The organism is Sutcliffiella tianshenii, from assembly GCF_016908565.1.
Classification (GTDB): domain Bacteria; phylum Bacillota; class Bacilli; order Bacillales; family Bacillaceae_I; genus Sutcliffiella_A; species Sutcliffiella_A tianshenii.
In genome coordinates this window covers 145937-164208 of the sequence record NZ_JAFBED010000002.1, presented here as the reverse complement: position 1 = coordinate 164208, position 18272 = coordinate 145937, and the positions used below count along the sequence as shown (strand labels likewise).

Genomic DNA, 18272 nt, shown 5'->3' with positions numbered 1-18272 from the left:
TTAGCTAAAAGAATTTCCGCTCAGTCATTTGACCATATTATAACGTATGCAAGAATTGGAATACAAGAAATATTATGAATATCACATTAGCCGGAAAAAACAGAAAAGGCCACGGTCCCCATTACTGGGCCCTGGCCTTTTACGGTTTTATAACGTTTTTAATAGAACTGTCAGTGTTTCTCTTTCTTCTTGGGAAAGCGGCACTAACGGAAGTCTTACTCCTCCGACATTCAGGCCTTTAAGCTGCAAGGCTGTTTTGACAGGTGTTGGGCTCGGTGCGCTGAACATACCTTTCATGATAGGCAACAATGTTTGATGCAGTTTTGCAGCTTTTGCTTGTTCCCCGGTCTCGAAAGCTTTAATCATCTCCTGCATTTCGTTACCTATGACATGGGAAGCAACCGACACCACTCCGTTACCACCGACGGATAGTACTGGCAATGTAAGTCCATCATCCCCGCTATAAAGCAAAAAGTCATCAGGTGTATTCGCGATTATTTCAGTCATGGCATCCAAATTGCCGCTCGCTTCTTTCACTGCCACGATATTGTCTAATTCAGCCAATCTGACAGTAGTGTCTACACTCATGTTGGCGACAGTTCGGCCTGGGACATTGTAAAGCATCACAGGCAGGGAAGTTTCTGCAGCGATTGCTTTAAAATGCTGATACATGCCCTCTTGAGTAGGTTTATTATAGTATGGTGCCACAAGCATGATCGCATCCACACCGATTACTTCAGCTTTCTTGGTAAGATCGATCGACGCTCTTGTATTATTGCTTCCTGTGCCGGCAATAACTGGAATACGACCAGCTGCCACTTCTACAACATGTTGGAATAATGCAAGCTTCTCTTCTGTTGATAGAGTAGGTGATTCACCTGTTGTCCCTGCAACAACCAATGCATCCGTTCCATTTTTGATCAAATGGTTGACTAGAAGGGTCGTCTTCTCAAGATCTATATTTCCGTTGTTATCAAATGGTGTAACCATAGCTGTTAAAACTTTTCCAAAGTTAATCATGTACTTGAATCTCTCCTTCATCTACTACTGCTTGTAGAATGGTTAGTTGTTTTTTTGCCAGATTAAAGGCTTTATGCAAGGCATTTACCGCCTGGATCATATCCTTCTGCCTGACAAGGACCCAAATGGTCGTATGGCTGTCAGCCGATTGAAGGATCTGGATACCGAGTTCTGATAAAGCTGTTACTATCTTCGCGGTCACACCAGGGACTCCTGACATGCCTGCTCCGACAGTGGCGACCTTCGCACAATGACGGGTCACTTTTGGATCGTAACCTAATTTCTTCAGAACGGTAATTGCCTTTTCGCTCATATCGTCTGTTACTGTATATACCACACTAGTAGGTGAGATATTGAAAAAATCTACGCTGATCTGCTCATTTGCCATTGCACGGAATACTTCTGTCTGTATACCGTAATTACCTTCTTTTGCATACACTTTAATTTGTGTCACATTCGGGACATGGGCAATTCCAGTGATCAGCCGATCTTTCACATCCGATCCCTTGCTTACCTTATCCAAGGTGGTCACAAGTGTTCCTGTTGATTCTGAATATGTGGAACGGATACGGATCGGTATCTTTGCCTGCATGGCTATCTCCACTGCACGAGGATGGATGACCTTTGCCCCTTGATAGGCCATATTGCAAATTTCATTGTACGTAACTACCGCTAATGGACGGGCATCCTTTACAATTCTGGGATCGGCGGTCATGACGCCTTCTACATCTGTGAAAATATCAATCCACTCAGCATGTAAGGCAGAGCCAAGAGCCGCTGCAGATGTATCACTTCCACCCCGCCCTATTGTGCATATGTCACCATTTTTTGTTTCACCTTGGAAGCCGGCAACCACCACGACGTCATGATCATCCAGTGCTTCCAAAAGCCTGTCGCATTTCATATCTATGATCCGCGCATTTGTATGGTCATTATTCGTGCGGAATCCAGCCTGCGGCCCATTGAATGATGTAGCTGATATTCCTTTATGGTTAAGCATATTGCTGAAAACAACTGCAGAAATAATCTCTCCGCAGGACAATAAACTATCTATTTCACGCCTGGAAACGGAGTGACTTCCACTGCCAACCAAACCAAGTAGTGTATCGGTTGCATATGGCTCCCCTTTTCTCCCCATGGCAGAAACGACAACCACCACCTTGTAGCCCTCATCCACTGCCTTTTTGATATGTTGAAAAGCACACTCTCTGCTAGTTTCATCCCTAACAGACGTTCCACCGAATTTTTGAACAATTATCTTCATGTCATGGCACCTCTTTATTTTAAAACATCCATAATACATACGAAACATGCTGTCAAAATAGTACCTGATGCACTCGATGTAATCGTTCAAGATAAGAGGTGGAAATTATCGCAGAAAAGAAAAGGCCGGATCATATCTGTACCTTTTCGATTGGAAATTTTATTTTACTAGTCCAAGACTCACTAAGCTTTCTGCAATTTGTACAGAATTCCATGCCGCGCCTTTTAGAAGATTATCGGAAACGACCCAAAGATGGAAACCTTTTTTATTATCAAGGTCTTGTCTGATTCGTCCGACAAACACATCATTCAAGCCTACGCAACTTGCAGGCATCGGGTACAGCTGCTCTTCGGGTTTGTCTTGTAGCACCACACCAGGCGCATTTTCCAATAGCGCTTTTATATCTTGAACAGTCACATTTTCGTCCTCAATTTCAATATATACACTCTCGGAATGTCCTGTGACAACTGGTAAGCGCACACAAGTAGCAGCCACCTGCAATGAAGGTGCATGCATGATTTTCTTCGTTTCATTGATCATTTTAAGTTCTTCAAAGGTAAAGCCATTGTCTTCAAATTTATCGATTTGCGGAATGGCATTGAATGCGATTTGATAATGCTTTTTGTCTCCCTTTACAGGAAGTATCCCAGGGGTGAAATCCTCTTTATTAAGAAGGGCCTGCGATTGGGACTCAAGTTCCTCGATGGCAGCCGCTCCCGCACCGGAAACCGCCTGATAGGTGGAAACGATGATCTTGGATAATCCGAAACTTTGACGGATCGGCTCAAGCGCCACTACCATCTGGATTGTGGAGCAGTTAGGGTTGGCTATGATCCCATTGTGGGACTTCAAATCTGACTCGTTCACCTCAGGTACAACAAGCGGCACATTCGGATCCATACGGAATGCACTTGTATTGTCCACCACGATCGCGCCTCGTTTGGCAGCTTCTGGAGCCAGTTCCTTGGATACACTTCCCCCTGCACTGAACAATGCTATTTGAACACCGTCGAATTTCGCCGGTTCCGCTTTTTCTACTGTATATTCCTGACCTTTAAATGTGATCTTTTTACCTGCTGAGCGCTCTGATGACAATAGTGTCAACTTCTCAATCGGAAAGTTTCTTTCTTCTAATGTATGAAGCATTTGTTGTCCAACTGCCCCTGTTGCTCCTACTACCGCTACATGATAACCTTTCATCTATTCAAGCACCTCTCCATAACAAATAAAATAGTATAAACATTCATACTTAATTTTTAATTTTATCACATTACTCAAATAAAGAAGAGAAGAAAATTTAACTTTTTCTTCTCTTCCTGCATCAGTCGATCCTATAGGTCATCTTTGTATCTTTCTACTATGACTGGCTGAACTTGTTTATTTTCAAGCGCATGCAGTACTGTCGGCACCAGCATTTCCATTCTGGCTACCATGGAATTCGGTTTCTTTTCAGGGGCATCCTGACCAAAAGGAATGAAATAGATGTTCTTTGTGGACATCAATCTCATCAGGTTCATCCCATTCAACCCAAGCGCATCATTGGTGGAAATACCTAGTACGACCGGCTTATGATTGCGCAATGTCGCCTTCGCTGCCATCAGTACCGGTGACTCTGTCAGGGCATTTGCCAACTTGCTCATCGAATTTCCGGTCAACGGTGCGATGACCATGCAGTCCAATGGGATTTTCGGACCAAGTGGCTCTGCTTTTACAATGGAGTCGATCACTTTGTTTCCTGTCAATTCCTCGATCTTTTTGATCCACTCTTCTCCTTCACCGAAACGGGTATTCGTATTCTGAACGGTGAATGAAACGACTGGCAGGACATCTGCACCTGCATCCACCAACTTTTTCAATTCAGGTACCACCGCATCATATGTGCAGTGTGAACCGGTTAATCCAAAACCTAAGCGTTTTCCTTTTAAATCCATCTTAATTCTCCCCTCTCCCATCCATGCCTTCCTTAAGTAACTGTGACAGCACATTGGCCACTATCTGACCAGCTGTTTTCGGAGCAACAATGCCTGGAAGCCCTGGTGCCAGTAATGCTTTGATTCCTCTCTTTTCCGCATAGCGAAAATCTGTCCCACCCGGTTTTGATGCCAAGTCGATGATCAGTGTATGAGCTGGCATCTTGGAAATGACATCAGAAGTAACGATCATATGCGGAATGGTATTGATGACTACATCAGCATCCGAAACATGTGATGACAGTTCCTTCAATGAGAAAGGAGTCAATCCCATTTCAAAAATCCGTGCGATATGCTCTGACTTCCTAGCACCGACTTTTACATTTGCCCCTAGAGCTGCAAATGTCCGCGCAACACTCATCCCCACTCTGCCGAGGCCCAGTACCGCCACCTTGGAATGATGGATTGTTATATCAGTGTGCTGGATGACCATCATGATGGTTCCCTCAACAGTCGGAATCGCATTATAAATGGCCACATCATCCCGCTCAAACAACTGCACCAACTTCCTTCCAGTACTTGATACGAGTTGATCCAGATAACTGTTTGTTATTCCGGAGTAGATTGTGCAATGCGCTGGCGTCTGTTTGACTATTTCTTCTGTCAAACTGATTTTCTCGTTTGAAAATATGGTATCCACTTGCCCTTCCAAATTCGTCCCTGGAACAGGTAGGATAATGGCATTGACTGTGGAAAAATCCACTTCATCTATTTGCTCTTTAGAAGCACCAGTAAAGCCGTGATCCAATTGATCAAATCCAACAAGCGAAAGCTTTGCGTCCAGCTCGATAAGCTTACGAATCACTTCCAGCTGCCTTGCATCACCGCCAATGACAGCTATGTGCATTCCGGTCAGCATATAAGTTCACCTTCTTCTATTTCGTGAAAGTATTGAAACCTTAACATCAACTTTTCTTACTTCCACATCTTATGTCATCCAAAGAAATTCTGTGATTGAATAGGGGGATAAAGGTACAGGTGGTTAAAGATTGTGATGTAGGTTAGTGTTAAAGGGGGAATTAGGGTTGGTGTGAAATCTTAGAATTAAAGTAAAGATTGTGATTCTGTTATCATCTTTATGATGGGCCTTTTTCCTCGATTTCTTTGCAGAAAAGCTCGTCATCGGCCTTATGATGAGCATTTCCCCTGAATTTCTTTGCAGAAAAGCTCGTCATCGGCCTTATGATGGGCTTTTTTCCTCGATTTCTTTGCAGAAAAGCTCGTCATCGGCCATATGATGAGCATTCCAGCTGGATCTCTGTGCGGAAATACACTTAATTTAATATGAACGCAAAAAGACCCGGCATCAAGCCGGGTCTCTCCTAGTCCTCATCGGGAATATCAATGATGATCATGTCCGTTCCAATTTTCTTGATATGCTGCCAAGGCACGCGGATATCGCTTCCTTCTTTCTTCAGGCCGAACCATTTAACAGAGGGGATGATCAGGGATCTGATTTCACCTGTATTTTCGTTGATTTCCAAATCGGTATGTCCCAGGATCCCCAATCTTTCCGCCCTTTTTACATCCACAATCTCTTTTCCACTCATTTCACTCAGTCTCATTCGCATCGCCTCCTTATACCTACTATATTAAGGTATGGACGAAAAAAAACCTGCTAGTTCCACTAGCAGGCGAATTATTTATTCTTTTAAGGATTTTGGAAGTTCTCCGTCGGGACTGATCAACGCGACAGAAAATTCATCCGTGAAGATTTTCCTTGCGAGGCTGTTGACCGATTCCTCCGTGATGCTGTTTATCCGTTCCAATATATCATCAAGGGAACGGTGTCTGCCGAGAAGAAGCTCGTTTTTACCGTTTCGGCTCATACGGCTGTTTGTGCTCTCAAGGCTCAGCATCAGGCTTCCCTTGATCTGTTCTTTACTGTTCACAAGCTCTTTTTGAGTGATGCCGTCCGCCTTCAGCTTATCAAGAGTTTGCTGGACGGTTTCAAAAAGCAGGTCCATTTGACTGCTGCCTGTTCCACCGTAGATGGTCAGCATTCCGTTGTCCTGATAGGTGGAATGATAAGAATAGACAGAATAGGCAAGTCCACGCTCTTCACGTACATCCTGGAATAGACGGCTGCTCATGCTTCCGCCCAATACATTATTCAGTACAATCAGATTGTAGATGTCCTTGTCGCCTATCGGTAATCCATTGTAACCAAGGCATAGGTGAGCCTGCTCTGTTGTCTTCTTCTTTGCGATGCGTCCCGTTTCAAACGCCGGCTTAACATAGTCACGTTTCGAGAATCCAGTTTCATAGCTTCCAAAATGTGCTTCGATTTCTTTTATGAAGGAGTCTTCAATATTGCCTGCCACCGAAATGACTACATTATCAGGTGTATAGGTCTCTTTCATATAATTTCTCAGTGTATCACCGTTAAATTTGGACAATGTTTCTTCAGTGCCCAGTATTGGATATCCAAGTGGGTGATTTCCATAGGAGGCTCTGCTTAAAACGTCGTGGACAATATCGTCTGGAGCATCTTCATACATTTTGATTTCTTCATACACGACATTTTTCTCTTTTTTCAGCTCTTCTTCATCAAAGATGGAATGGAAAAACATATCTGCAAGTACACCAAGGGCATAATCTGAATGTTCATCCATTACTTTTGCATAATAGCATGTATATTCTTTTGAAGTGAAGGCATTCACCTGTCCGCCTATGGAATCGAAGGCCTCCGCTATTTCTCTTGCATTCTTCGTTTTGGTCCCTTTAAAAAACATGTGCTCAAGAAAATGGGATACCCCATTATTTTCATGGTCTTCATTCCTAGAACCCGTACCAATCCATACGCCGATTGCAACAGAGCGGACATGAGGTATATTTTCTACTACGATTCTAACTCCATTTGAACATGTATGTTTTGTAAGCAACGATAATCCTCCTATTCAAGTCTGCAATTCTAGTGGTGATGTGTGATTCTCTCTTCACTTAGCAAAGAGGAAACAGATCCTAGTTCCAGCCCTTTTTCTTTAATTGAGATGATAAGTGAATCCAGGGCCTGAGCGGTCGAAGGTGTCGGATGCATGAGTATCATGGCGCCCGGATGAATTTTACCCATCACCCGATTTATCAGCACATTTGGTTCCGGCTTCTGCCAATCGATGGTATCCACACTCCACATGATTGTGCCAAGCTTCATATCATGCGCAATTTTGACAACTTCATCCCGATAGCTTCCGCTCGGCGGAGCAAACCATACGACATCATTTCCTGTAATCGCTTCAATCACTTCGTTTGTTTTCACTAACTGTTCCCTGACTGCATCTGACCCAAGAGTCTTCATATTCGGATGGGTATACGAGTGGTTCCCCACTTCATGCCCAGCATCGACAATCATTTTTGCCATCGACGGATTTTCCTTGACCCATCTTCCTTCTAGAAAAAAAGTCACTTTTACCCCATGTTTCTTCAAAGTTTCAAGCATCCCCGGGATATGTTCATTTCCCCATGCCACATTTATTAAAAATGAGGCCATTTGTTTTTCAGGGTGCCCACGGTAGATGGGGGATGGAGGAAGGTCACTCAAATGGACATCGGGTGCGATTTGGTCCATGACGAGCTTTTTTTCATCAAACACACCATTTTTCTTCATATTTTCATATGATTTTTTAACATTGACCTTCAGCCCGTTAAGGCCAGGCTGCGCTTTCCATACCTTATCGATCTTGGCATCCTGTGGCTCAACCTCGTATTTTGATGCTTTCTCCTCTATTTCTGTAAACAATGCATCCCTTTGCTTTGAAACCTCTGAGAGATTCATTGACAGGGACCTGGTAAGATCCTCCGGATTCGGATGACTCACCGTTTTATATGTAAAAAAAGCTACAATCGTAAAAGCTGCAATTTGTATCAAGGATCTTTTCATTCTAGCCTTCCCCCTTTCTACTAGAATTTATGTAGAAGGGGGACAAGGTAGAACATCCTAATAGGTCATTGTCAATCTATTGCAAAAAAAGCCCGGTCTTCACCAGGCTCGTTTTTAAGACATTTGTTCATTCTTTTCTTTTTGCTCTTTAAGGAGAACTTTTCTTGAAAGATTTACTCTTCCTTGCTTGTCGATCTCCATGACTTTTACCAATACTTCTTCGCCAAGCTTCACAACGTCCTCCACTTGTTTCACACGTTCTTCAGCTAGTTCTGAAATATGGACAAGACCGTCCTTGCCGCTGAACAATTCGACGAATGCACCAAATTTCTCGATGCGTTTCACTTTTCCTAAGTAAATTTCGCCTACTTGTACTTCGCGCACGATATCTTCGATGATCTTTTTCGCCTTTTCGTTCATCGAGCTGTCAACAGATGAGATAAATACCGTTCCATCCTGTTCGATATCGATCTTGACGCCGGTTTCTTCAATGATCTTATTGATCTGCTTTCCGCTTGGTCCAATAACATCGCGGATCTTATCCGGATTGATAGTCATCATCAGGATCTTAGGAGCGTACTGGGAAAGCTCCTTACGCGACTCATTCAAAGTGGCAAGCATGGATTCAAGAATATGCATACGCCCGACTTTCGCTTGTTGCAATGCTTCTTCAAGGATTTCACGGGAAAGTCCCTCGATCTTAATATCCATTTGAAGTGCCGTAACACCTTTGGATGTTCCTGCAACTTTGAAATCCATGTCCCCAAGGTGATCTTCCATGCCCTGGATATCTGATAACACTGTATAATGTTCGCCTTTTTTGATCAATCCCATTGCAATTCCGGCTACCGGTGCCTTGATTGGCACACCTGCATCCATCATGGCCAATGTGCTTGCACAAATACTCGCTTGGGAAGTGGAACCGTTGGACTCCAATACTTCAGAAACAAGACGAACCGTATAAGGGAAGTCTTTTTCAGAAGGCAGGACAGGTTCAAGTGCACGTTCTCCAAGGGCACCGTGACCGATTTCACGACGTCCCGGACCTCTCATAGGACCCGTTTCACCTACACTGAATAATGGGAAATTATAGTGATGCATGAATCGCTTTTCTTCTTCCACACCTAGACCATCCAAGATCTGAACATCGCCAAGTGCACCTAAAGTACAGATGCTCAATGCCTGGGTTTGTCCACGAGTAAATAGCCCTGAACCATGTGTACGGGGAAGCAATCCTACTTCAGATGATAATGGACGGATTTCATCGCTCTTACGGCCATCAGGACGTACCTTATCTTCTGTGATTAGTCTTCTAACTTCTTCTTTGACAAGCATGCTCAAGATCTCATTGACTTGTTTAAGTGTATCTGCTTCCACTTCCTGCTCTTCGTATCTTGCAAGGACAGCCGCTTTCACCTCTTTGATGGCAGCTTCACGTGCATGCTTTTCAAATACTTGTACCGCAGAGGTCATATCTTCTTCGGCAAGCGCACGGATTTCGTTTTCGAGGTTTTTGTCAACTTCATACAGCGCGATTTCGGATTTTTCTTTTCCGACCGCTTGTACAATTTCCTCCTGGAATGCAATCAGGCGTTTAATTTCTTCGTGACCGAACATGATAGCTTCAAGCATCACTTCTTCCGGCACTTCATCTGCACCTGCTTCAACCATGTTGATGGCATCTTTCGTACCGGCAACTACAAGATTGATATCACTTTTTTCCAACTGCTCAACGTTTGGATTGATGACAAATTCATTATCGATCCGTCCGACCGTCACACCTGCAATCGGTCCTTCAAACGGGATATCAGAAATGGATAATGCCAAAGATGAACCGAACATCGCTGCCATTTCGGACGAACAGTTCTGGTCTACGCTCATTACGATGCTGATAACCTGAACTTCGTTTCTGAATCCATCGGCAAACAATGGACGGATCGGTCTGTCGATCAAACGGCTCGCAAGGATCGCTTTTTCACTTGGGCGACCTTCACGCTTGATGAAACCACCGGGGATTTTCCCTACTGCATATAATCTCTCTTCGTAGTTTACAGTCAGTGGGAAGAAATCTAATTTTTTCGGTTCTTTTGAAGCAGTTGCAGTGCTTAATACAGCAGTGTCACCGTAACGAACCATTACAGCTCCGTTTGCTTGTTTCGCCAATTGGCCAATTTCTACCGAAAGGCTCCTTCCAGCCCAATCAATAGTATAGACTTGTTTGTCTTGTCCCATGAGTTCGTTTAACCCCTCTCTAGCTCATATGTAAAAGAAAATGAATAGTAAAAATAATGCATTTAGTATTATGTATAGTATGAACGAAATAACTACAACATATCAATAGAATTCCGTAATGTATAGGTAAAAAGTTGCCTTTTATGATATAAATGGAAAAATAAAGGTACAACCTTGCGATTAGTCGCTTCTAAAAATACTAACAAAAAAGCGGGAATTCTCCCGCTTTTTCAAAAAACATTATCGACGTAGACCTAATTTTGTGATTAGTTCACGGTAACGAGTTACATCTTTGTTACGTAGGTAAGTTAGTAAGTTACGACGTTTACCAACCATTTTCAATAGACCACGACGTGAGTGGTGATCTTTCTTGTGAGTACGTAAATGCTCGTTTAGGTTGTTGATCTGCTCTGTTAGGACAGCGATCTGAACTTCTGGAGATCCAGTGTCAGACTCATGAGTTTTGTACTCATTGATTAGCTCTTGCTTACGCTCTTGTGTGATAGCCATCCTATTCACCTCCTTATTAGTAAAAACCCCTATTACCGAGCAAGCGTTGGTGATTCGACTTGCCAAGCAATGGTTTTAGTACGTTTAATAGCATACATCTTTTTTGGATAAAAAGCAAGTATCGGGTGTGCTTTTTTGAAAATAGTCAAGGGAAGTCTCTTTGTCCATTTGGATCTGTGCGATCAGGGCATCCACACCATCGAATTTCCGCTCTTCCCGGATGCTTTGGTGCCATTCTACAATGACTTCCTCTCCATAAATGGATTCACTGAATTCAAAAAGATGGACTTCAATGGAAGGCAGATCTTCTTTTTCACGTTCTTTAAAGGTAGGTTTATAGCCGATATTGCAGACTCCTTGATACCATCTTCCCCTCACATGCATCCTGACTGCATAGACGCCTGTCCTCGGTATGACATATTCATCTGAAAGCTTTATATTCGCTGTGGGGAAGCCGATTGTACGACCACGCTTATCACCATGGCCCACAGTTCCCCTGATTACATAATATCGACCCAAGGTAAGGGGAAGCTTGTCCATCTCCCCTTCTTTGATTTGCTCACGGATGAGTGTAGAGCTTACTTTGAGATTATTGGTTGTATATTTTTCAATGACTGTCTGGTTAAATTGCCCACGTGAGTGGAATGGCAATGTTTCCATTGTTCCCTTACCTAAGCGGCCATAGGAATAATCAAATCCTGCCACCACATGCTTGATGTTAAGACCGATGATATACTGGTCTACAAAATCCTGCGGCACAAGTCCGGCAAATCCGAGGTCGAATTTCACAACGTACAGAATGTCCACACCCAATTGGTTAAGAATTTTAATCTTTTCCATCAAAGGAGTAATATAGCGGACATGTTGAACGGTCTTCCTCAATACGACGGATGGATGCGGATCCAATGTCATGACGGACGCTTTCAGGTTATGCTCCCTGGCAGTTTTAATGGCAGCCTTGATGACACTTTGGTGTCCCAAATGGATGCCGTCAAAAAAACCGAGTGCCACGACCGAAGGGTCACACTCTTTTTGCTGTATGGAATGAGGATGTTCTAAATAGACAACTTTCATCATAATCACCTAAATCTATCTGTTCATACAGTATGTATGCCAAATTTCTTTTTCTCTCTAAAAATCACTGTCCTGACCGTGGAAAACCTTCTTTGGCTTCATCATACCCGGTTTTGAAGGATGCTTCATATAGATGGCCAGGCAAGAGTCATCATGGAAAATACTGAAATACTCAGCATCCCATTCAAGATCTTCAGGAATGGGGAGGACTGCTCCATTTTGCACTTTCTCTGCTACTGTATCACTTATCGTAAGCTTAGGCAACGAGTTTAACGCTTTTTCCATCGGTACAAGTTTACTGTCCACATTTCCGTCAGTCATCAGCTCTTCAAGTTCATCCAAGGTGATGGCCTGGTCAATTTTAAAGTTACCCGAAGCAACCCTGATCAATTGGCTCATATGTGCCGGATATCCAAGCAGTTCCCCTATTTGTACAGCCAAAGTCCTTACATAGGTCCCTTTGCTGCATGACACCTCAAAAGAGAATTTCAGCGTACCGTTTTCATGCTTGATATCGCTAGTGAGAAAAAGGTCATATATCGTTATTTTTCTGGAGGGGCGATCTATTACCTTACCTTCTCTTGCATATTCATATAATTTCTTTCCATTAATTTTCACTGCGGAAAACATGGGTGGGGTCTGTTCTATTTCGCCTGTGAGTTGTTGCAGCACCCGCTCGATTTCTATTTTGGAAATAGGTTCCCCTACTTCCTTTTCCTCTACCGTTTCCCCTGTTTGGTCCTCGGTTGTGGTGGAAAAGCCCAAGGTTACTTCACCTATGTATGATTTTTGTTCGACAGTAAGAAACTCAACCAGTTTAGTGGCTTTACCAATGCAGATCGGCAATACTCCGGTGACCTCCGGATCGAGAGTGCCTGTGTGACCGACTTTTTTTGTTTTTAGGATTTTCCTCACTTTGAAGACACAGTCATGAGAAGTAATTCCCTTTGGTTTGTTTAATACCAGAATGCCATCCAAGGGATACACCCCTTCCATATTTAATCGTTTTTTTAAGGGTTGAAAATCGCAATAATTACACTGAAAGGATAGACAATTCTGTCTATCCTTCAAGGTTACTCTTCATCATAAGAGTCATTTCTATTCAATTCATGGATCAAGGTATTGATGCGATTACCATATTCCATGGATTCGTCAAATTCAAAGAAAAGCTCAGGCGTTTTTCTCAAACGGATTCTTCGTCCGATTTCACTGCGGATGAAGCCTTTTGCCTTTGCCAAGCCGATCAATGTATCCTGCCTTTTTTCATCATCTCCAAGGACAGAGATAAACACCTTGGCTTGCTGAAGATCGCCGGTAACCTGTACATCTGTAACAGTGACAAAACCTACACGGGGATCCTTGATTTTACGACCAATGATATCGGAAAGCTCCTTTTTCATCTGCTCTCCAACACGGTTTGATCTGAGTGTCATAATTTTCACCCCTTTAAAGCCAATCAAGCGAAGTTTCTGCTCGTTCAATTTCCGGAAAGGAATCCAAATAATCCAAGACTTTCTGCAATTCCTTTTCGGTGACGGATTTAGAAGAAGATATGGATACAATCCCTAGCTTCGTCCGCTGCCATACGTCCTGATGGTCAATCTCGGATATGGAAATGTTGAACCGTTGCTTCAGCCTTGTGATGATACGCTGAAGCACGGCTCTCTTCTCCTTCAGTGATTGCGCATCATAGATCATACAGTCACATTCTAGATATCCGATCATTTTCTTTCGATTTCTTGCATGACGTACGCTTCGATGATGTCGCCTTCTTTAATATCATTAAAGTTTTTGATTGTTACTCCACACTCATAGTTTGTCGCAACTTCCTTCACATCATCCTTGAAACGTTTTAGCGTATCCAATTCCCCTTCAAAAATGACGATTCCGTCACGGATCAGGCGGATGCTGGAATCACGGGTGATTTTACCTTCCGTAACATAAGCTCCGGCAATGGTACCGATTTTGGAAACCTTGAACGTTTGACGGACTTCCACTTGACCGATCACTTTTTCTTCAAATTCAGGGTCAAGCATCCCTTTCATCGCTGCCTCGATTTCTTCGATCGCTTTGTAGATGATGCGATGTAATCTGATGTCAACTTTCTCTGCATCGGCTGTACGTTTTGCTCCTGCATCAGGACGCACGTTGAACCCGATGACGATGGCATTTGATGCAGATGCCAGGATGATATCGGATTCTGTAATCGCTCCGACACCAGTGTGAATGATCTTCACTTTTGCCCCTTCAACTTCAATTTTCTGCAGGGAAGCAGCCATCGCTTCTACAGAGCCTTGAACGTCTGCTTTGACAATGATGTTGATTTCTTTCATTTCACCTTGTTTGATTTGTTCAAAAAGGTCATCTAATGTTACACGGGTTTTCTCACTTCTTTGCTCTTGAAGTTGTTTTTGAGCACGTGCCTCACCGACATTACGCGCTTTTTTCTCATCAGCGAAGACCATGAAGTTGTCACCGGCTTGCGGAACATCATTAAGACCCGTGATCTCAACTGGTGTTGATGGACCAGCCTCTTTCACACGGCGTCCCAAATCATTAACCATTGCACGCACGCGACCGAATGTATTGCCGACAACGATAGGATCTCCAACTTTAAGCGTACCTTTTTGTACAAGAAGTGTAGCTACAGAACCTCTTCCTTTATCAAGCTGCGCCTCGATGACAGTACCTGATGCAGCACGCTTAGGATTGGCCTTGAATTCTTCCACTTCAGATACAAGCAGGATCATTTCAAGAAGTGTATCAATTCCCTCTCCGCTTAGAGCAGATAGTGGTACAAAGATTGTATCCCCGCCCCATGCTTCGGAAACAAGTCCATGCTCAGTCAATTCCTGCATCACACGTTCAGGATTGGCTCCTTCTTTATCCATCTTGTTTACAGCAACAATGATCGGAACCTCTGCAGCTTTAGCATGGTTGATTGCTTCGACTGTTTGAGGCATTACTCCATCATCCGCAGCTACAACAAGGATGGTAATATCCGTTACTTGCGCTCCACGCGCACGCATCGTTGTAAAGGCAGCATGCCCTGGAGTATCAAGGAAAGTAATCTTCTTGCCTTCTACCACTACTTGGTATGCACCGATATGCTGTGTGATACCGCCAGCTTCCCCTGCTGTAACCTTCGTGTTACGGATGGAATCAAGAAGGGTGGTTTTACCGTGGTCAACGTGACCCATGATAGTGACTACCGGTGGGCGCTCTTCTAGCACTTCTTCTTTATCTTCTGTTTCGTAGCCTTCGAAATCGGTAACTTCAAAAATGATTTCTTCTTCTACTTCCACATTGTACTCGCCAGCTACAAGTTCGATAGCATCTTTATCAAGATCTTGGTTGATGGTAGCCATCACACCTAACATTAAAAGCTTCTTGATGATTTCAGAAGGCTCTTTGTTCAGCTTGTTAGCTAATTCTCCAACTGTCAGGGAACCTGTGAATGTGATTTTTGAAGGTGTCTCTTTTTTCTTCACTGGTGGTGTTGGCGCTGATTGTGGTCCGCGGTTTTGTTTGTTATTCTGTTGTTTCTTTTTGCCTTTTGAAAAATTGTTATTATTGTTGTTATTGTTATTGCTGTTGCTGTTGAAAGGTTTTTTAGCTGGCTTTTGAGCGGAATTGCCGCTCTTTTGACCACCTTGTGCGGATCCTTGGCTATTCGCCGGCTTCTTTGGAGCACTGTTTGTTCCTTGTGCCGCCGGTTTTTTAGCTGTTTCTTTTTTGTTCGTGCCATTCAATTTTTGGATAGTGTCTTCATCTAATGTTGCCATATGGTTTGATACCTCAATATTCATTTCTTTTAGTTTTGTAATGACATCTTTACTTGATACGTTCTTCTGTTTAGCGTATTCGTACACGCGTAATTTCGTCATACATTCACCCCCAAAGATTAATCGAGCATTGTAAGGAGTTTTTTTGCAAACCCTTCATCAAGGATCGCGATGGAAACCCTCGCGTCTTTTCCTATTGCCCGACCTAACTCGTACCGATCCTCGACCGTCCTGATTGGCACTTTGTAATAACTGCATTTATCCTGCAGCTTTTTCATTGTATTGGAAGATGCATCCCCTGCAACGATTACAAGCTTTGCATTCCCATTTCTTACTTCTTTTACCACCAGTTCTTCCCCGGTGATGATTTTTCTCGCCCTTGTGGCGAGGCCTAATATGGATAACCATTGATTATTCATGATGTAGAATCTTTCTCCGTTTCTACCAGTTGAAGCAATTCATCATACAATGAATCATCAATCGCCACTTCTAGATGTCGGGATAATATATTTTTCTTTTTTGCAAGAAGGATACTCTCTTTGCTTCTTGCCAAATACGCCCCTCTACCAGACTTCTTCCCTGTCAGGTCAATCGAGACTTCGCCCTCTTTGGAGCGGACAATGCGAATCAAATCTTTCTTCGGTCTCAATTCCTGACTAGCAACGCATTTTCGCATAGGAATTTTTTTGCGGCTGTTCACTGGTCTCACCCTCTTTTACGATCATTATTCCGTGTTTTCGTCCTCATAGTAATCATCCATATCATCTTCATTTTTTGATAGGGAAAGACTTGGATAGATTCCTAATTGTTCTGCTTCAGACTCGCTTTTGATATCGATCTTCCAGCCAGTCAATTTTGCTGCAAGGCGGGCATTTTGGCCTCTTTTCCCGATTGCAAGGGAAAGCTGGTAGTCAGGGACGATGACGGTGGTCGCTTTGTCCTCTTCATTCACCTGTACTTCCAGGACCTTTGAAGGACTAAGGGCATTTGCCACGAATTCCACAGGATCCTTGGACCATTTTACGATATCGATTTTTTCGCCCTTCAGTTCGTTTACGATTGCCTGAACCCTTTGTCCTTTCGGACCTACGCAGGCTCCAACCGGATCAACTTCAGGATTATCGCAATGTACAGAGATCTTGGAGCGATCGCCTGCTTCACGCGCCACTGATTTGATCTCGACGGTACCATCATAGATTTCTGGCACTTCCAACTCAAATAGTCGCTTCAGCAATCCTGGGTGCGAGCGGGAAACAAAGATTTGAGGACCCTTTGTCGTCTTCTCGACTTTTGTAAGGAATACTTTTATTCTATCATGTGGTTTGTAATGTTCATTAGGCATCTGCTCATTTACGGGTAAAAGTGCTTCGATCTTGCCTAAGCTGACATAGATGAACTTTGCATCCAATCGTTGGACGATACCTGTCATGATGTCTTCTTCCCGTTCAATGTACTCCGAGTAGATGACTCCGCGTTCCGCTTCCCTTACGCGCTGGGTAACGACCTGCTTTGCAGTTTGTGCTGCAATGCGGCCAAAGTCCTTAGGTGTAACCTCGATTTCCACCACATCATTTTCCTGATAGTTCGGATCCAGTTGGCGTGCTTCCTGCACGGAAATCTCAAGACGGGGATCAAATACTTCATCCACAACATCTTTTCTTGCAAATACTCGCATGGTGCCTGTTTCCAAGTTCAGGTCTACACGAACATTTTGTGCTTGATTGAAGTTTCTTTTGTAAGCAGATATAAGTGCAGCCTCAATCGCTTCAATAATTACGTCTTTGCTAATGCCTTTTTCTTTTTCCATCAGAGTCAGGGCATCAAATAACTCGCTGCTCATACAACCATGTCCCCCTTAACATATCCATTCATTCCCTTATACCACTTAGGCAAAAGGATCAATAGATATAGAACCTTATTAGAATTTCACTGCCAAACGTGCTTTGGCCACTTTCGGATATGGAATTGCCACTTCTTTTTTACGTGTCTTGATCGTCATGGAGATAGTAAGTGTGTCGCCATCAAAACTTAATAGGTCACCTTCAAAGGTTTTTAGTCCATCCAAAGGCTCGTATGTTTTAACATGCACATACTTTCCGATTGATTTTTCCAGGTCTTCTTTTTTCTTCAAGGGGCGCTCTGCACCAGGAGAAGAGACCTCGAGGAAGTAGTTATGCGGGATAGGATCCAGCTCATCAAGCTTTTCGCTCAACATTGTGCTCACTGTTCCACAGTCTTCAATGTCAATGCCGCCATCTTTGTCTACGAACACACGTAAAAACCAAGAAGAACCTTCTTTTACATATTCAATATCCACTAATTCAACATTCATTTCTTCTGTGATAGGCAGCATTAATTCCTCTACCGTATCTATTACATTTTTGCTCATCTTTTTCCTCCTTCGCTGTAGCGAGAAACGATGTTTTTAAAATCTGAACAAAAGACCCTGCCAAAATCAGCAGGGAATCATAAACAAGCAAGCTTATGTACACCTAAGGGCGATACCGCAGGAGCAATTTCCCAGGTCGCCGGAAAAT

The 18272-nt window shown here is 43.3% G+C and carries 19 protein-coding genes; all 19 read right to left on the bottom strand.

Going from position 1 to position 18272, the window contains the following annotated elements:
* Positions 1-147: 147 nt before the first annotated feature.
* Entirely contained in the window at positions 148-1020 is an 873-nt protein-coding gene (gene dapA, locus JOC95_RS04330; protein WP_204413797.1) for a 4-hydroxy-tetrahydrodipicolinate synthase, read from the bottom strand.
* A complete protein-coding gene (dapG, locus tag JOC95_RS04325) occupies positions 1013-2284 on the bottom strand; it encodes an aspartate kinase (RefSeq protein ID WP_204413791.1) in 1272 nt (423 codons plus the stop codon). Before dapG ends, dapA begins: the two co-directional genes overlap by 8 nt.
* Positions 2285-2443: 159 nt before the next feature.
* A complete protein-coding gene (gene asd, locus JOC95_RS04320; protein ID WP_204413789.1) occupies positions 2444-3484 on the bottom strand; it encodes an aspartate-semialdehyde dehydrogenase in 1041 nt (346 codons plus the stop codon).
* A 131-nt stretch (positions 3485-3615) separates the two neighbouring features.
* Complete coding sequence (locus JOC95_RS04315; RefSeq protein WP_204413787.1) at positions 3616-4215, bottom strand: dipicolinate synthase subunit B; 600 nt, start codon at positions 4213-4215, stop codon at positions 3616-3618.
* Between the two features lies 1 nt (position 4216).
* On the bottom strand, positions 4217-5113 hold the full coding sequence (dpaA, locus tag JOC95_RS04310; protein WP_204413778.1) for a dipicolinic acid synthetase subunit A: 897 nt from the start codon (positions 5111-5113) through the stop codon (positions 4217-4219).
* A 463-nt stretch (positions 5114-5576) separates the two neighbouring features.
* Complete coding sequence (locus JOC95_RS04305; protein WP_204413765.1) at positions 5577-5819, bottom strand: YlmC/YmxH family sporulation protein; 243 nt, start codon at positions 5817-5819, stop codon at positions 5577-5579.
* 78 nt (positions 5820-5897) lie between these two features.
* The gene (locus JOC95_RS04300) at positions 5898-7139 is read right to left on the bottom strand and encodes a M16 family metallopeptidase (RefSeq protein ID WP_204413763.1); all 1242 of its coding nucleotides are present in this window, start codon (positions 7137-7139) and stop codon (positions 5898-5900) included.
* A 29-nt stretch (positions 7140-7168) separates the two neighbouring features.
* On the bottom strand, positions 7169-8134 hold the full coding sequence (locus tag JOC95_RS04295) for a polysaccharide deacetylase family protein (RefSeq protein WP_204413762.1): 966 nt from the start codon (positions 8132-8134) through the stop codon (positions 7169-7171).
* 114 nt (positions 8135-8248) lie between these two features.
* Positions 8249-10366 (bottom strand): polyribonucleotide nucleotidyltransferase, encoded by a 2118-nt coding sequence (pnp, locus tag JOC95_RS04290; protein ID WP_204413760.1) that lies wholly within the window; start codon positions 10364-10366, stop codon positions 8249-8251.
* A gap of 240 nt (positions 10367-10606) precedes the next feature.
* Entirely contained in the window at positions 10607-10876 is a 270-nt protein-coding gene (rpsO, locus tag JOC95_RS04285; RefSeq protein ID WP_078380855.1) for a 30S ribosomal protein S15, read from the bottom strand.
* Positions 10877-10960: 84 nt separating this feature from the next.
* Positions 10961-11950: a bifunctional riboflavin kinase/FAD synthetase gene (gene ribF / locus JOC95_RS04280; RefSeq protein ID WP_204414674.1), complete on the bottom strand. Its 990-nt coding sequence runs from the start codon at positions 11948-11950 to the stop codon at positions 10961-10963.
* A 57-nt stretch (positions 11951-12007) separates the two neighbouring features.
* On the bottom strand, positions 12008-12946 hold the full coding sequence (gene truB, locus JOC95_RS04275) for a tRNA pseudouridine(55) synthase TruB (protein WP_419096221.1): 939 nt from the start codon (positions 12944-12946) through the stop codon (positions 12008-12010).
* 77 nt (positions 12947-13023) lie between these two features.
* On the bottom strand, positions 13024-13383 hold the full coding sequence (gene rbfA, locus JOC95_RS04270; RefSeq protein WP_204413756.1) for a 30S ribosome-binding factor RbfA: 360 nt from the start codon (positions 13381-13383) through the stop codon (positions 13024-13026).
* Positions 13384-13396: 13 nt separating this feature from the next.
* Entirely contained in the window at positions 13397-13675 is a 279-nt protein-coding gene (locus JOC95_RS04265) for a DUF503 domain-containing protein (protein WP_204413754.1), read from the bottom strand.
* Positions 13672-15837 carry a translation initiation factor IF-2 gene (infB, locus tag JOC95_RS04260; RefSeq protein ID WP_204413753.1) on the bottom strand — a complete coding sequence of 722 codons (2166 nt, stop codon included), beginning with the start codon at positions 15835-15837 and terminating at the stop codon, positions 13672-13674. The genes JOC95_RS04265 and infB overlap by 4 nt, the downstream gene beginning before the upstream one ends.
* A 17-nt stretch (positions 15838-15854) precedes the next feature.
* Positions 15855-16154, bottom strand: coding sequence for a YlxQ family RNA-binding protein (locus JOC95_RS04255; RefSeq protein ID WP_204413752.1), 300 nt, complete (start codon positions 16152-16154; stop codon positions 15855-15857).
* Positions 16151-16435 (bottom strand): RNase P modulator RnpM, encoded by a 285-nt coding sequence (gene rnpM / locus JOC95_RS04250; RefSeq protein ID WP_204413748.1) that lies wholly within the window; start codon positions 16433-16435, stop codon positions 16151-16153. The genes JOC95_RS04255 and rnpM overlap by 4 nt, the downstream gene beginning before the upstream one ends.
* A 24-nt stretch (positions 16436-16459) precedes the next feature.
* Positions 16460-17575, bottom strand: a complete 1116-nt coding sequence (gene nusA, locus JOC95_RS04245; protein ID WP_204413746.1) for a transcription termination factor NusA — start codon at positions 17573-17575, stop codon at positions 16460-16462.
* A 78-nt stretch (positions 17576-17653) separates the two neighbouring features.
* On the bottom strand, positions 17654-18124 hold the full coding sequence (rimP, locus tag JOC95_RS04240; protein WP_204413744.1) for a ribosome maturation factor RimP: 471 nt from the start codon (positions 18122-18124) through the stop codon (positions 17654-17656).
* Positions 18125-18272 lie beyond the last annotated feature (148 nt).